Here is a 15,258-nt window from a genome sequence, read left to right as displayed (position 1 = left end):
AGTTAGAGCCTTGTGGTATCGAAGTTTGGACTAGTTGGGATCGATTTTAACACAATCGATATGTTAGTGAGATAAAATTACACGATTTATCCCCGCGCAAGGAGAAGTATGAGAATCGCGCTACTTTGGGTCGCTTTTGGAGCTTTGGCTTTGGCAGCGTTTGAGTCGATCGGCTCGTTTAGATCGGAATTTGTCCAAACCATCCGTTCTGAAGATGGAAAGATTATCGAATATCGAGGTCGTGTCTATGCCAAATCCCCTTACTATGGGCTTTGGAAGTATGAAAAGCCAATGGAAAAAGAGATATACATCGTGGATAAACAGGTGGTGATCTATGAGCCTGCGTTAGAGCAGGCGACCGTCTCCTCTCTTCAAAACTCCATCGATTTTATGGCGCTCCTTAGACAATCCAAGCGCAACAGTGAGGGAATCTATGAGGCGACCGTGTTTGAACAAAAGTACCAGATTTTAGCCGATGAGAAGGGAGAGCCCCAAAAAGTCTTCTTTATAGACAAGCTTCACAATGAAGTGCAGATCATCTTTAAAAATGCCGAAATCAATCCCGTGCTCGAAAAGGAGATGTTCCTCTTTATGCCTAGTGGGGAGATTGATCTTATCCGCCAATAGAGCGAATCTTCTCTAGCCACTCTTTGAGCGTCTTCTCAAACCCCACGGGAATCCACTTCACAAAAGAGAGAGGGCGCTCCAAGTAGCGCTGCTCCACCCATCCGCCAAAGTCATGCGGATAGCGATACCCTTCGTGAAATGATTTGATATGAGGGGGAATCTCCAATCTCTCTTTGCTTCTTACAAACTCTAGAGCTTCATTAATCGCCTTGTAGGCGCTATTGGATTTAGGGGAGGCGGAGAGATAGATGATGCACTGTGCGAGGATGATACGCGCCTCGGGGTAGCCTATTTTGGCCACGGAGAGCAGGGTGCTGGTGGCAAGATTGAGAGCTTGGGGGTTAGCATTTCCAATATCTTCGCTGGCTAAAATCACCAATCGTCTAGCGATAAATTCAGGATTCTCGCCTCCTTCAATCAATCTAGCAAGATAATAGATCGCGGCGTTTTCATCGCTCCCTCGAATACTTTTAATCATCGCGCTAGCGAGATTGTAGTGGGTGTCACCCTCGCTGCTTCCCTCATGCAAAGAGACAGGTCGAAAACTTTTGAGCGTCTCTAGGCTAAGGGGCGATTCGCCTAGGCTGTAGGCGCAATCCAGAAGATTGAGCATCGCGCGCGCATCCCCCTCGCTAGAGCGCAAGAGATAATCCCTAGCGCTATTATCAAGAAGAATCGAGTGATTCTCGCAGACCCTCTCTAGGAGGATTTCTAGCTCCTTTTTCCCTAAAGGCTTAAACTCAAAGAGCATGGAGCGCGAACGAATCGCACCCGTCATGGCGAAGTAGGGATTCTCAGTCGAGGCGCCGATGATGATGGCCTCGTGATTCTCCATGAGCGGCAAGAGCACCTCTTGCTGATTCTTGGAGAGGCGATGAACCTCATCAATAAAAAGGAGGGGCTTAAGAAGTGCGTTTTTATACTCCTTGAGGTAGGAGCGCAGCTCTTCGATTTTGAAAGTGGTGGCATTAAAGAGGGCAAAGGGACGGTCAAGCCGCTTGGCAATAATTTTGGCGGCACTTGTTTTGCCTGTGCCCGGAGGACCATAAAAGAAGGCGTGGGGGAGGCTACCGTGCTCAATCAATCGCCTAAGTGGAGCGTTGGCGCCAAAGAGATGCTCTTGACCAATCAGATCTTCAAAGCTTGTAGGGCGGAGCAGCTGAGCGAACTGTTTCATTTTTTAACCACGGCTTGGCTATACTCTCTGCCTATACCCTCTCTAAAAAGGAAAGAGATGAAGAAATACTCTCCACTGCTCATTGGGATGCTCATGATGGGCTCGATTCTCTTTATGATGTATGGACTAGACAATCCGCTTTTCCGCTAATCTTCTTTGAATACGATGATCTCATAGGAGCTTCGTTTGGTCACAATCGAGCCCTTAGAGATTCCATCCTCTTGACAGCGAATCTTCTCTAAATTTTGGCGAAGCTCTTCAAGCTCATTATCCATCTCATCTAGGCGTTCTTTAAGCCGTAGGACAATATCCACGCCCGCTAAATTCACGCCTAGATCGCGCGTGAGCCTCAAAATCGTTTTGATCTTGTCAATATCACGCTGGGAGTAGAGGCGCATCTTGCCATCGGTTCTTCCTGGCTCAATCAATCCTTCGCGCTCATATTGGCGTAGAGTCTGAGGGTGGATATTGAGAATCTTGGCCACCACGCTGATCAGATAGACGGGTTCATCATAGCTATACACGATTCACTCCTTGATTCATTCAGGTAGATGTTGTTCGAGCGCCTCACGAAGCGAAGGCTCAAGCGATTCGATAGGGGGAAGAATGATGTTGGCCTTGAGATAGAGATCGCCCTTGACACCGCTTTTGCGATTGGGCGCTCCGAGCTCCTTGACGCGGAACTGTTGAGCGTTTTTGGTGTTGGCGGGGACTTTGAGTGTGATCTCTTTGTGGAGGGTGGGAATTGTCACTTTGCCCCCAAAAAGAGCGGTTTTTAGGGGGAGGTCAAAGCTTTTGGTGAGATCATTTCCCTCTCGGAGGTACTCTTGGCTTGGGGCCACCTCGACTTTGAGCAAAAGATCACCACTTCGACCCTGCAAGCTTTTGCCTTTGCCCTTGAGGCGGATGGTTTCGCCGCTTTGAATCCCTGCGGGAATCTTGATCTCAAAAGAGTCATGTTGGAGATTGACGCGCTGCTTTCCACCCAAAATCGCAGTGGCAAAGGGAATGGTGATTCTAGAGGTGAGGTCAAGATTGACCCCTTCAAATCCTCCAAAACCCCCAAAGCCGCCAAATCCCCCAAACGAACCTCCAGCGCCCGCGCCAAAGCCGCCACTCGCGCCAAAAATGGAGCTTAGAATCTCATCTAGATTGACATTTTGGCTGTATTGATTCCTCGCAAAGTCATGGAAGTTTTGCCCTCCGAACATCGAATCGCCGAATTGATCGTATTGGGCGCGCTTTTTCTCATCACTTAAAATCTCGTAGGCGGCGTTGATCTCTTTGAATTTTTCCTCCGCGCCCGCCTCTTTGTTGATGTCGGGGTGGTATTGTCTGGCGAGCTTGCGGTAGGCTCGTTTGACCTCCTCCGCACTCGCCCCCGAATCGACTCCTAGGGTGTCATAAAGGCTCTTGGACATGGCGCCTCTCCTCTTTTTCAAAATCTCAATATCTAAAAAGTTGCAGTGATTATATCATGTAACTTTAGTATATGTCAATCAACTTTGACTCCATCCCCCGCCTTTAGAGCCTTTTAGGAGGAGGTCGCTATAATAGAGCAAGAAACCCAAACCTCCCAAAGGTCGCCCATGGAGAGAGATGAACTACTAGCCCTTAGAGCCAGTGCGGGAAGCGGCAAGACTTTCGCACTCACCCTGCGCTACCTCGCCCTCCTTTTCAAAGGAGCCCACCCCTCTGAGATTTTGACACTCACTTTTACGCGCAAAGCCGCTCTTGAGATGAAAGAGCGTATCACCCAAGCCCTCGTGGCATTGCAGCAAGGAGAGGAGAATCCCTATCTTTTGGGTCTTGTGGAGGCAGGAATCACCGAGGAGGCCATCCAAGAGAAGAGGGCGGAGGTCTATTGGAGATTCTTGCAAGCCGACTTAAGAATCACCACCATTGATGCGTTTCTTCACTCCATCGTCAGGAAGTTTTGCTGGTATATTGGAATCCCTCATGACTTCACCATCGCTTCGGTGGATGAAGAGGCTATTATGGAGGATTTTCTCTCTCGCCTCTCCGCCAAAGATCAAGAATCGCTTCTAGAGCTGAGCGTGGAAGAATCCAAAGGCGTTGAAGCGATTCTTCGATTTTTGCGTGATCTTTGGCATAAAGAGGGGGAGCTTTCCCAAGAGTATAGGCCCACGCTTAGAGAGTTTGATTCCAAAGAGCTCATGGAGGCAGCCTTCAAGATTAAAAATCGAGTCCTAGGGGAAGAGGGCGCTTCCACCAAAGCCAAAGAGGCGGTTGATTTTGAGGATGTGGAGGGGTTGCTAAGGCGCGGTAAAACTTGGCTCACCAAAGATTCTCTAGTGGAATATAACTACTTTAAAAAGCTCTCTATAGGGGATTTGGATGGGGAGCTTTTTAAGATTAAAGAGCTTCTTGTGGACTATTTCAATTCCAAAGAGTCGCAACTTTTAGGGCGACTTTTGCGACTTTTGGGAATCTTCAAGGAGAGTTTGGAGCGCTGGAGTCAAAAAGAGCGGATTCTTGGATTTGATGAGGTGACTCAAGGCGCCTATCGTCTTCTTGGAGAAGAGATTGATCGGGAGTTTCTCTATTTTCGCCTTGATGGAGCGATCACTCATATTCTCATTGATGAGTTTCAAGACACCAGCCTTTTGCAATTCAAAATCCTAGAGCCCCTCATTGAGGAGATCAAGTCGGGAATCTCGCGCTCGCTCTATCGGACGTTTTTTTATGTGGGTGACATGAAGCAGTCAATCTATCGATTCCGTGGAAGCCACGCGCTCCTCTTTGAGTGGGCTTCTAGGGGGATGAAAGTCAAAGAGCTCCCCAATAATTATCGATCCTGCGCGGTTGTGGTCGATTTCATCAATCAAGTTTTTGCTCCTCACTACAAGAGCTACTCACCGCAGATTCCCCAAAAAAGCGGAGGATTTGTCGCGGTTTTGCAAGAGGAGGAGGTGCTAGAGAGCTTAAAAAAAGAGTTAGGATTCTTGCTAGAGCAGGGGACAACCCCTAGTGATATAGCGATTCTTGTTTTTAGCAACGACGATGTATTGCGTGTGGCAGAGTGCCTCAAAGACTCTTTTGAGGCACTCAAAGTGGTCACTGAGACAAGCGCTAGGCTTCTAGAGCAAAGAGAGGTGAGGGCGCTCCATCGCGCTCTTTTTTATCTCCAAGAGGGCAAAGAAGTGGATGGGGTGAGCTTTTTGAGTCTCATTGGAGAGCCGCCTCATCTAGATCGACTTGAGTTCTTGCGCTCTTTAAGTTCTCTTAAGAGTAGCCAGATTCTTCTTGCCCTTATGGAACACTTCAAACTCTTTAGCGCCTCAGCGAGGAGATTCTTGGAGATTTCTCTAGAGTATCCCTTGGTGGATGAGCTTCTTCTTCGATGCGAGAGCTTGGATGAGCCTCTTAGTGCAGAGGAGTTAGAGGGGGTGAGAATCCTCACGATTCATAAGTCTAAAGGCTTGGAATTCCCCCATGTAATCGTGATGGATCGTCTCTCCAATCCCTCCAATCAAAGCCCCGCACTCTTTTATGATTACGAGGGAATCAACTTGCGCGCTATCCTCTACCGCCTCAAAGAGCGGGAAAATTTTGATTCTACCTATGCAAGAGCACTAGAAAAAGAGAAGGAGGCCAAAGCTCAAGACCTCCTCAATATGCTCTATGTTGCCTTCACGCGCGCCAAAGAATCACTCCATATTCTACAGAAGAGCGAAAAAGGGGCTATGGAATCTCTAGCGCTAGAGTCGTGCACCAAAGGAGAGATTCCCTCTGGGCTCCCCCCTAAACCCTCTGCCATGCTCCCCTCAAAGGGTCGCACCTTTGTTTCTAAAGATTTCGGACGACAAAAGGATTTTCTAAAAAAAGAAGAGAGTCAAAGGGTCTATGCGCCAAGAGCTGTCTATTATGGAGAGGCTTTTCACCTCTGCCTTGAACATCGCCTCCATTACGCGAGTTCCCCAGAGAAGCTAATGACCCTCGTTCTCAACCAATATGGCCATTTCCTCAATAAGAATGATGATAAAGAAATCATAACCAAATGCATGGATGTGACAAATGGTAATCTTTTGAGACCGATTCTTAACCAAGGTAGGGTAAAATGTGAGATTCCGTTTTTAGAAAACGGTAAAATGAGACGCATTGACCTGCTTATAGAGGGCGAGGAGAGGGTTTTTGTGGTGGATTACAAAAGCACCTCCATTCTTAAAGAGGGCTACTATCAGCAGGTGGAATCGTACAAGACCTTCGCCTCCAAAGCCCTGCAAAAGCCTTCTGTAGGTTTTTTGCTCATCTATGGTGAGGAGATTCGCCTCATTGAGGTGTGAAACCTCATCGGGGCGAATCGCGACATGGGTCTATTCAATTTTTAGCAAGGATTAAACATCATGGCAGAGAATCAAGATTACGCTTCGGGAAATGGTGGCATCAAAGCGCTACTTCTCAACTTCATCCACAGTCAGTCCTTTAGTGGGATTTTCCTCTTCTTTTGTGCTGTAGTCGCGATGATTAGCGCCAACTCGGCATTGAGCGAGAGCTACTTTCATCTCTGGCATACAGAGATCGGGTTTTTCATCGGTGAGACCTTTATTGGCATGAGTCTCCATCACTGGATCAATGATGTTCTTATGTCTTTCTTCTTCTTGATGGTGGGGCTAGAGATCAAGCGCGAATTGCTCTTTGGGGAGCTTGCAGGTATTAAGCGCGCTGCTTTTCCTGCTATTGCCGCTTTGGGTGGGATGATCGTTCCCGCGATTGTTTATACGCTCTTTAACTTTGGCACCGATTCGGCGCATGGCTTTGGTATTCCTATGGCTACCGATATTGCCTTTGCCTTGGGTGTGCTTCTCCTCCTGGGAGACAAAGTCTCTTTGGCGCTCAAAGTCTTTCTTGTCTCTTTGGCGGTAGTGGATGACCTAGGCGCGGTGGTAGTGATTGCTATTTTTTACACCGAAGACCTTCAAACGCTTTGGCTTCTCTATTCTGTCGTGATTTTAGGGCTTCTTATTGGACTTAACAAAATGGGTGTGCGATCGCTCTTCCCCTATGCGATTCTTGGAGTGTTGCTCTGGATTACCGTGCATAACTGTGGAATTCACGCCACAATCGCTGCTGTGGCGCTGGCCTTCACGATTCCTGTGAAGCCAAAAATTGAGAGTGAGAACTTTGCCCAAGAGGCTAAAGAGTTATTGGAGCGATTCTTGAGCCATGACAAAGAGCGTGCCAATCTTCTTTTAGCGAGCGAGCAGGTGCATAGCGTCGAGTTGCTCAGCAAGCACTCTAAGAGCGTTCAAAGTCCGCTAGTGAGACTTGAGCATGCCCTCCATCCTTGGAGCGCCTACTTCATTATGCCCGTCTTTGCTTTTGCCAACGCGGGTGTGGCCATCAGTAGTAATATTCATTTTGATATTGATGGGGTGTTGCCAGGAATCATGCTTGGCCTTATTGTGGGTAAACCTGTGGGAATCCTCGGACTCACCTATTTAGCCGAGAAGATGGGAATTGCCACCCGACCAGAAGGGGTCATGTGGATTGATATTTTGGGGGCAGGAATGCTTGCAGGGATTGGTTTCACCATGTCTATTTTTATCACCAACCTCGCCTTCACCAACCCTGAAGCCACCGATGTGGCTAAAATCGCCATCCTCTCTGCTTCATTGTTTGCAGGAGCTTTGGGTTATTTCTTCATTTCGATTCGATGCCGCTTCAAAAAGAAAAAAGAGGCTTGCTGCACGATCAAAAGCTAACCTCCAGCCAAGAGGTGATACAATCTCCCACCTCTTGGCTTGGCTCCAAACAGGGCCAGCTTAAACACAACAAAGGAAAATCATGCAAGGAACAGCCGAAATTCTCCAATCTCTTCTTCCCCTCGTGGTGCTTTTTGCCATCTTCTATTTCCTCATCATCATGCCTCAGCAAAGACAGCAAAAGCGCCACAAAGAGATGATCGCTAACCTCAAAAAGGGTGATAAGATCGTCATGCAAGGGGGGTTTATTGTCGAAGTGATCAAGGTTGAAGAGAATCACTTCACCGTCAAGCTTAACGACGAGACGACCGCTAAACTGGCCAAGGACTTTGTCGCCTACAAAATGCAAGATGAAGTGAAGTAAGCACGTTCATGAAAGGCGTCTTTAACCTAAAGCTAGGAGTCTTCCTCCTAGCTTTTATTCTAGGGCTAGCCCTCTCGCTCCCCTCTTTTTTCTCCTCCATTAGCGGTCCCAAAATCACTCTAGGATTAGATCTCCAAGGGGGTCTGAATATGCTTTTGGGAGTGAAGACCGATGAGGCCATCAAAACCAAGTATAAATCTCTCGCCTCTTCCCTAGGTTTTTATACCCAAGAGCAGAAGATTCTCATCGATTCCCTCAAGGCCTCTAGCGATAGTGTCACTTTTGAGCTTTTGGATATGGACGAGAAGCGCAAAGTGGATGAGTTTTTGGGCAAAAATGGTCACTTTCGTATCGATTTTGATCAAGGTCGCTATCGTGTTACTTTGATGGAGAGCGAAATTACCTCCATTAAAAATTTTGCCGTAGAGCAGGCGATTGGGACGATTCGTAACCGATTGGATCAATTTGGATTGGCTGAACCCAGCGTGACGAAACAGGGGCAAGACTATATTCTTGTTGAGCTTCCTGGAATTAAGAGCGCCCAAGAGGAGCAGAGAGCCAAAGAGCTTATCGCTAAATCAGCCCATCTTCAAATGATGGCCGTGGATGAGGCTCGCAATGATAGAGTGGCGAGCATGACTCCCGAAGAGGCGGAGAGGCTAGGGAGTGTGATTCTTCCTTATGCCCAAAATGAGCAGGCCAAGATTTTGCTCAAAGCCATTCCTATCCTTGATGGAAGTATGCTCACCGATGCTCGCGTGGCTTATGATCAAAACAACCAGCCCGTCATCAACTTCTCGCTCGATTCGCAAGGGGCAAAGATTTTTGGGGATTTTTCAGGGAAGAATATTGGGAATCGAATGGCCATTGTTTTGGATAATAAGGTCTATTCGGCTCCCGTGATTCGCGAGAGGATTGGCGGAGGAAGCGGTCAGATTAGTGGCGGTTTCACCGTGGATCAAGCGAGCGATATTGCCATTGCTCTGCGCAGTGGTGCCTTGCCTGCACCCATTGAGATGCTTGAGAAACGAAGCGTAGGCCCAAGTCTAGGAAGCGATAGCATCATGGCCTCTATGATTGCTTTAGCTTCAGGCTTTGCTCTAGTGGTTCTTTTTATGATGTTCTATTATGGAATGGCAGGGGTGATCGCCAACATCGCTTTGGTGGCCAACCTATTGCTTATTATTGCGGTCATGGCGCTTTTTGGAGCGACCCTCACCTTGCCAGGTATGGCGGGAATCGTCCTCACAGTAGGGATGGCCGTGGATGCCAACGTGATTATCAATGAACGAATTAGGGAGTGCCTGAGGGAGGGCAAAGGAGTCGTCAAGGCTATTAGCGAGGGTTATGCTAATGCTTCACGAGCCATTTTCGACTCCAACCTCACCACGCTAATCACATCAGTGCTGCTTTATGCCTATGGCACAGGTCCTATCAAAGGCTTTGCCGTGACCATTAGCATCGGTATTGTTGCCTCTGTGATCACGGCGATTATCGGAACACATGGGGTCTATGAGTGGCTAGGACCCAAAATCGCCAAGAGCCAAAAAACCGCTTTCTGGTTTGGCTTCAAACAAGGAAAGTAGGCATGGAACTATTTAAAAACGATAAAGTTTATGACTTTGTGGCTTGGGGACGCTACACCTCGCTCCTCTCTTTGCTACTTCTAGCGCTCTCTTTGGGGCTCTTTTTCACCAAAGGAATCTCCTATGGAATCGACTTCACAGGGGGAAGCGTCGTTCAGGTCCAATATAAAGAGGCTGCTCCTTTAGGGAAAATTCGCGAAGCTTTGGCAGGAAATGAGATCTTCAAAGGGGCTCAGGTGAGCGAGTTTGGTTCCAAAGAGGAGGCGCTTATCAAGGTTCCTGCCTCTACTAGTTCCGTGGCGCGAGATATTGGAGATATTGCCGCTGAAGTGCTCCAAGGAACAGGCAACTTTGAGGTGAGGCGCGTGGATATGGTCGGCCCCAAAGTGGGCGATGAGCTTCGTACCAAAGGGACACTTGCTCTTGTTTTGGCAAGCATTGGAATGCTTCTTTATGTGGCATTTCGCTACGAGTGGCGTTTTGCTATTGCCGCGGTTTTGGCGTTGGTGCATGATGTGACCATTGCCGTGGGAGCCATTGTGCTTTTTGAGGTCGATTTTGGTCTGGATGTGGTGGCGGCACTTTTAACGCTCATTGGTTACTCGATCAATGACACGATTATCATCTTTGACCGTATTCGCGAGAGACTCCAAGGCAATAAACTTGACACACTCAAAGAGGTGATGAATGAGGCAGTCTCCAAGACCCTCTCCAGAACGATTCTCACCTCCTTGACGGTCTTTTTTGTGGTTTTCACCCTCTATGCTTTTGGCGGGGAGATCATCCGAGGTTTTAGCCTTCCCATGCTCGTGGGAGTGGTCGTGGGCTCTTATAGCTCCGTCTTTATCGCCATGCAGATTGTGATTTGGCTCGGCTTTGATCTTCAGGGCTACTACCAAAAACTCTCTGATGAGGCCAAGAAGAAGGCTGAAAAAGAGCGAATGCGATCAATGTATGAGAAGGGGGTCGTTTGATCCTTCAAAAAACTCAAGGAGCATAATTCATGGATTGGGGTAAAGTAACCTTCGTCTTTTTTAATCTCATGAGCCTCACTTCGACGGTAGGCTTTCTCTATGAACAAAACGCGACCATGCTTTTCATTGCTGCGGGGGTGAATATCATCTCCACGATTCTTAAGATCGGGGTGAAGAATATCCTCTCAGCTGAGCTCTTGGCCAGCTCGCTAGTGGCAGATCTCCATCTTATCCCTGGATTTATCTATCTTCAGGTGTTTAATAACGCCGCTGTGGCTGTGGCACTCGCCTTTGGGGCATTTGCGGCTAATGTTTTCTCCGCTGCGCTTATCATTGTGGAGAGCGCCAAAGCACGAGACTTGGATTTTTAGTTTTTAATTTCATTGATTTTTAGGAGTTGATCGCCGTGGAATATAATCCCAAAGCCATTGAGAAAAAGTGGCAAGAGCACTGGAAAAACAAGAGGACTCACGAGCCTTTGAGTGACACCTCGCTTCCCAAAAAATATATTTTGAGTATGTTTCCCTATCCTAGCGGAAGAATCCATATGGGGCATGTTCGCAACTACTGCATTGGCGATGCCATCGCGCGACACTTTCGCAAACAGAATTTCAATGTGCTCCATCCTATAGGCTGGGATGCTTTTGGCATGCCAGCGGAAAATGCAGCGATCAAGCACAAGAGCCACCCCAAGAAATGGACCTATGACAACATCTCCAATATGCGAGAAGAGCTCGATTCTTTGGGGCTATCTTTTTCCAATGAGCGAGAGTTTGCCACCTGCGATCCTATCTACTCCAAGTGGGAGCAGAAGTTTTTCATTGATATGTGGAATCGGGGGCTTATCTATCGGAAAAAAGGATTTTTAAATTGGTGCCCCAACGATCAGACGGTGCTAGCTAATGAGCAAGTGATCGAGGGTCGATGCTGGAGATGCGACACGGAAGTGGTGCAAAAAGAGATGTTCCAATACTATGTCAAGATCACTGACTATGCTGAGGAGCTCCTAGGGAGTCTTGACACCCTAGAGGGGCGATGGCCCTCTCAAGTGCTCACGATGCAGCGCAACTGGATTGGACGCTCCGAAGGGCTCTCTTTTGCTTTCAAACTCACCTCCTCCTCCAAGGAGAGAATAGGGGGGAGTTTTGATTCCTTTGAGGTCTTCACCACGCGACCCGACACCCTCTATGGCGTCACTTACTGTGCCTTAGCGCCTGAGCATCCCTTGGTAAGAGAGCTAATGAGGCAGGGCAAACTTCCCCAAGAGAGCCTAGAAGCGCTTGCAAAAATGCAAAATATCCCCGCCAAAGAGCGCGCCATGATTCCCAAAGAGGGAGTGGCCTTGGGACTTGAGGCGATCCATCCTTTAACAGGAGAGGCCATTCCTCTTTGGGCGGCCAATTTTGTCCTCACGGATTATGGCAGTGGGGCGGTGATGGCAGTGCCGGCGCATGATGAGAGGGATTTTGAGTTTGCCAAGAAGTATCAACTCCCTCAAAAGCAGGTGATTCTCTCTGGCGCGGCTCCCTCTTTGGACGAGGCGGCCTATACAGAGAGTGGCACGCTCATCAACTCTGGAATCTTTGATGGTCTAGAGAGTGAAAGCGCCAAAGAGAAGATCATTCGATACTTTGAAGAGCACTCTTTGGGAAGGGGGGTGATCAACTATCGCCTAAGGGATTGGGGAATCTCCAGACAGCGCTATTGGGGGACACCCATCCCGCTGATTCATTGTCCCTCTTGCGGAATCGTTCCTGAGGATTTTTCCAATCTTCCCATCACACTCCCTGAGGATGTAATCATTGATGGAGAGGGGAATCCCCTTGAGAAACATCCTGCATGGAAAGAGTGTCGATGTCCAAAATGTGGGGGAAAAGCCACAAGAGAGACCGACACGATGGATACCTTTGTCGAATCAAGCTGGTACTTTTTGCGCTACACCACCCCCAAAGAAGAGTGGGAGACGCACGCCCTTAATGAGGCAATGCAACGTTACTGGATGGGCGTGGATGAGTATATCGGCGGGATTGAGCATGCGATTTTGCACCTTCTTTATGCGCGATTCTTCACCAAAGTGCTAAGGGATCTTGGCTACACGGAAACCAATGAGCCCTTCACGCATCTTCTCACCCAAGGAATGGTGCTCAAAGATGGCGCTAAAATGAGCAAGAGCAAGGGCAATGTGGTCGATCCTGATGAGTTGATCGAGCGTTTTGGAGCGGATACGGCAAGGCTCTTTGTCCTCTTTGCCGCGCCCCCTACAAGAGAGCTAGAGTGGAATGACAGCGCCGTAGAAGGAGCTTATCGCTTCATCAAGCGACTTTGTGATAAAACGCAGTTTGTCCAAAAGGTCTCTTCATTGCCCCAAATAGAGACGGCAACCTTGAGCAAGACGGAGAAATTGGCACGCAAAAAGGTTCACGAGACGCTTCTTAAGGCCCAAGAGGTCTATTCGCGCAAAAATGCCTACGCCTTTAATACATTGATTGCTTCGTGCATGGAGGCGCTGAATGCTTTGAGCGATCAAGAGAATCCTGCCATTTTCACGGAGGGTTATTTTATCCTTTTGAGTGTTCTTGAGCCCATCATCCCCCATGTGGCATGGGAGCTCAGCCAAGAGTATTTTGGTTTGGCCAACTTCAAGCCCCTTACCCCTGATACCCAAGCGCTTAAGAGCGACTCGCTCACCATCGCCATCACCGTCAATGGCAAGAAGCGAGGCGAGATAGAGATGGCGCCGGGCTCTTCCAATGAGGCGATGCTTGAGGCGGCTAAAAATGAGGTCTCCAAGTGGCTGGAGGGGATGAGCATCATCAAGGAGATCGTGGTGCCCGATAAACTAGTCAATTTGGTTGTGAAACCATGAGAATCTTGGCACTCACTGGAGCGATTCTCCTCTTGCTTGCGGGGTGTGGCTATAAGCCCGTGGCGCAATACGCCAAAGAGGTGCTAGGGGAGCGCATCTATGTGGATATTGCTATCAACCTCCGAGACCCTGAAAATAGCGTTTTGATCAAAGATGCTCTTTCACAGGCGATCATGACGCGTCTTCATGGCAAGCTTGCCTCCAAGGAGAGTGCCGATTCCACTCTTAGGGTGACCCTCAATTCCGCCAATTTCACCTCTTTGGCGGACAATAAAGAGGGTTTCACCACCTTTTATCGCGCCCAAGTCTCTTTGGGGTTTGCCTATGAAGATAAAGAGGGCAAAGCGCGTCGCTTCAACTCCATAGGAAGGTATGATTTCTCCATTGATGATTCTTCTATTTTGAGCGATTCAAAGCGTTTCGAGGCAATCAAAAGCGCCTCTATTCAAGCCATCGACCACTTTATCTCTCATATTGCAATGCAAGGGGCTAAAGGTGTCCAACCTTAAAGAGGTCGTCAAAAAGACGCTACTAAGACTACAGAAAGAGGGGCAGATCGCCACTCCTGATGCCTACAGAGAGGCCTTTTGCTATGAGGCCAAAAGCGCAGGGTTATCCGTGGAAGATTGCCAATGGCAATCACGCTGGAGTCAAAAGTTTGACCCTAAGACCAAGGCTCAAATCCAAGCCCACCCCATCAAAACTCCCGATGAATTCATCTCGCTCATCGCAGGAATCCTCACGCGAATGGGAAGTGGAGAGAACAAAGAGTCCATTCTGGCTCAAAAAGAGCTTCTCAAGGTCATCTTAAAACTCTTGGCCTCCTCGCCTGAGGTCGCTGAACTCGCCAAGGAGACACTTCTTAAACTCGATTCGCTTAGCGATTCTAAAGTTTTATCAACCCTCAAGGATCACTGGAATGAATCGCTAAAGAATCAACTTGAACGCCATGATCCCAGCCGAGATTTTGCCAAAATTTTAGAGCCTTTTTTGACTCCTTCGCTCTCACCCCTCCTCCCTTCGGAGATTCTTGAAGCCAAAAGTCTGCTCAAAAATGCTCCCGCAACCCTTCTTGAAAAGAGCGCTCGCCAGACGCTAGACCTTGCCCTTTCAGGAAGAATCGCTGTAGACAAGAGAGAATCCAATCGCAAAGGCTTGGAGCTTGGCGAGATCATTGAGGTGTTGGTTTCAAAGCTCTCCACGCTCGCCCAAGCGGGGATCCATTACCAAGATGAGATCACCCACATCGGCAAGACGCTCGAAGAGATGATTCTTGACCCAAGATCATTGGAAAAGACCAAGGGCCGTCTCATTGAAATCACTCAAAAAATCGACACTCACATTCAAAATCTCAACAAAGAAGTAGCGGAGAAGAAGAGCGAGATTGAGTTTTTGCAATCCAAGATCGAAGAGCTCACCCAAGAGCTCTGTCGCGCCCAAGAGGAGGCAAGTATCGATTCTCTCACGGGGGTTCATACGAGGCGATTCCTGGAGGAGTCACTCAGCCGATTTGAGGCGCTTTTTTTACGCTACGAGAGTCGCTATTCTGTGGCTTTTTTTGATATTGACTTCTTTAAAAAAATCAACGACAAGTATGGACACGAAGCGGGCGATCGCGTTTTAGCCACTTTTGGAAGATTGCTTAAGCAGTCCGTGCGTCAAGAGGATATCGCTGCACGCTATGGGGGCGAAGAGTTTATCGTGATTCTGCCTGAGATGAATCTTGTCGAAGCGTGGCGTTTTGCGGAGCGTATCCGTGCTTTGGTTGAAAGAAGTGTTTTTGTCTATCAAGACATGAGAATCAAGGTGAGCGTGAGCGGCGGAATTGCGGAGAGAAGTGAGTGTGAAGATCGCAAGGCTCTCATTAAATTTGCCGATGCGAGACTCTATGAGGCCAAAGAGGGGGGTCGTAATCAGATCCGCCCGCTACTCTCTTAG

General features: G+C 48.3%; 13 protein-coding genes. 10 read left to right on the top strand and 3 right to left on the bottom strand.

The features are described 5' to 3' along the window. Nucleotides 1-108 precede the first annotated feature (108 nt). The gene (gene lolA / locus WS_RS06010; RefSeq protein ID WP_011139123.1) at nucleotides 109-627 is read left to right on the top strand and encodes a LolA-like outer membrane lipoprotein chaperone; all 519 of its coding nucleotides are present in this window, start codon (nucleotides 109-111) and stop codon (nucleotides 625-627) included. On the opposite strand, the gene WS_RS06005 is transcribed toward lolA, so the two are convergent. From WS_RS06005 to WS_RS05995, 3 genes are all read right to left on the bottom strand, one after another. Then, entirely contained in the window at nucleotides 614-1,804 is a 1,191-nt protein-coding gene (locus tag WS_RS06005) for a replication-associated recombination protein A (protein ID WP_011139122.1), read from the bottom strand. The two genes, lolA and WS_RS06005, sit on opposite strands and share 14 nt — an antisense overlap. A 146-nt stretch (nucleotides 1,805-1,950) precedes the next feature. After that, nucleotides 1,951-2,328, bottom strand: coding sequence for a heat shock protein transcriptional repressor HspR (locus tag WS_RS06000; protein ID WP_011139120.1), 378 nt, complete (start codon nucleotides 2,326-2,328; stop codon nucleotides 1,951-1,953). 15 nt (nucleotides 2,329-2,343) lie between these two features. Next, nucleotides 2,344-3,225 (bottom strand): DnaJ family protein, encoded by an 882-nt coding sequence (locus tag WS_RS05995; RefSeq protein WP_011139119.1) that lies wholly within the window; start codon nucleotides 3,223-3,225, stop codon nucleotides 2,344-2,346. Nucleotides 3,226-3,393: 168 nt separating this feature from the next. On the opposite strand from WS_RS05995, the gene WS_RS05990 reads away from it, so the two are divergent. The 9 genes from WS_RS05990 (at nucleotide 3,394) to WS_RS05950 (ending at nucleotide 15,258) form a co-directional block, all read left to right on the top strand. Continuing rightward, entirely contained in the window at nucleotides 3,394-6,111 is a 2,718-nt protein-coding gene (locus WS_RS05990; RefSeq protein ID WP_011139118.1) for a RecB-like helicase, read from the top strand. 60 nt (nucleotides 6,112-6,171) lie between these two features. Continuing rightward, nucleotides 6,172-7,530, top strand: coding sequence for a sodium/proton antiporter NhaA (gene nhaA, locus WS_RS05985; protein ID WP_011139117.1), 1,359 nt, complete (start codon nucleotides 6,172-6,174; stop codon nucleotides 7,528-7,530). A gap of 82 nt (nucleotides 7,531-7,612) precedes the next feature. Continuing rightward, nucleotides 7,613-7,894 carry a preprotein translocase subunit YajC gene (yajC, locus tag WS_RS05980; protein ID WP_011139116.1) on the top strand — a complete coding sequence of 94 codons (282 nt, stop codon included), beginning with the start codon at nucleotides 7,613-7,615 and terminating at the stop codon, nucleotides 7,892-7,894. An 8-nt stretch (nucleotides 7,895-7,902) separates the two neighbouring features. Beyond that, nucleotides 7,903-9,480: a protein translocase subunit SecD gene (secD, locus tag WS_RS05975; RefSeq protein WP_011139115.1), complete on the top strand. Its 1,578-nt coding sequence runs from the start codon at nucleotides 7,903-7,905 to the stop codon at nucleotides 9,478-9,480. Nucleotides 9,481-9,482: 2 nt separating this feature from the next. Then, nucleotides 9,483-10,454, top strand: coding sequence for a protein translocase subunit SecF (gene secF / locus WS_RS05970; protein WP_011139114.1), 972 nt, complete (start codon nucleotides 9,483-9,485; stop codon nucleotides 10,452-10,454). A 29-nt stretch (nucleotides 10,455-10,483) separates the two neighbouring features. Further along, nucleotides 10,484-10,825, top strand: a complete 342-nt coding sequence (locus WS_RS05965; RefSeq protein WP_011139113.1) for a DUF6394 family protein — start codon at nucleotides 10,484-10,486, stop codon at nucleotides 10,823-10,825. A 35-nt stretch (nucleotides 10,826-10,860) separates the two neighbouring features. Beyond that, entirely contained in the window at nucleotides 10,861-13,320 is a 2,460-nt protein-coding gene (leuS, locus tag WS_RS05960) for a leucine--tRNA ligase (protein ID WP_011139112.1), read from the top strand. Then, the gene (lptE, locus tag WS_RS05955; protein ID WP_041571817.1) at nucleotides 13,317-13,829 is read left to right on the top strand and encodes an LPS assembly lipoprotein LptE; all 513 of its coding nucleotides are present in this window, start codon (nucleotides 13,317-13,319) and stop codon (nucleotides 13,827-13,829) included. The genes leuS and lptE overlap by 4 nt, the downstream gene beginning before the upstream one ends. Further along, nucleotides 13,816-15,258, top strand: coding sequence for a GGDEF domain-containing protein (locus WS_RS05950; RefSeq protein WP_011139110.1), 1,443 nt, complete (start codon nucleotides 13,816-13,818; stop codon nucleotides 15,256-15,258). The genes lptE and WS_RS05950 overlap by 14 nt, the downstream gene beginning before the upstream one ends.

The organism is Wolinella succinogenes DSM 1740 (assembly GCF_000196135.1).
GTDB lineage: Bacteria > Campylobacterota > Campylobacteria > Campylobacterales > Helicobacteraceae > Wolinella > Wolinella succinogenes.
Note: the sequence above shows the minus strand (reverse complement) of the source record. Positions and strands in the feature narration are given on the sequence as shown.

Excerpts from the sequence above, each read along its gene's own strand:
- secF (WP_011139114.1), top strand. The coding sequence starts at position 9,483 with ATGGAACTATTTAAAAACGATAAAGTTTATGACTTTGTGGCTTGGGGA.
- WS_RS06005 (WP_011139122.1), bottom strand. The coding sequence starts at position 1,804 with ATGAAACAGTTCGCTCAGCTGCTCCGCCCTACAAGCTTTGAAGATCTG.
- secD (WP_011139115.1), top strand. The coding sequence starts at position 7,903 with ATGAAAGGCGTCTTTAACCTAAAGCTAGGAGTCTTCCTCCTAGCTTTT.
- WS_RS05965 (WP_011139113.1), top strand. The coding sequence starts at position 10,484 with ATGGATTGGGGTAAAGTAACCTTCGTCTTTTTTAATCTCATGAGCCTC.
- yajC (WP_011139116.1), top strand. The coding sequence starts at position 7,613 with ATGCAAGGAACAGCCGAAATTCTCCAATCTCTTCTTCCCCTCGTGGTG.
- nhaA (WP_011139117.1), top strand. The coding sequence starts at position 6,172 with ATGGCAGAGAATCAAGATTACGCTTCGGGAAATGGTGGCATCAAAGCG.
- lolA (WP_011139123.1), top strand. The coding sequence starts at position 109 with ATGAGAATCGCGCTACTTTGGGTCGCTTTTGGAGCTTTGGCTTTGGCA.
- WS_RS05995 (WP_011139119.1), bottom strand. The coding sequence starts at position 3,225 with ATGTCCAAGAGCCTTTATGACACCCTAGGAGTCGATTCGGGGGCGAGT.
- WS_RS05990 (WP_011139118.1), top strand. The coding sequence starts at position 3,394 with ATGGAGAGAGATGAACTACTAGCCCTTAGAGCCAGTGCGGGAAGCGGC.
- lptE (WP_041571817.1), top strand. The coding sequence starts at position 13,317 with ATGAGAATCTTGGCACTCACTGGAGCGATTCTCCTCTTGCTTGCGGGG.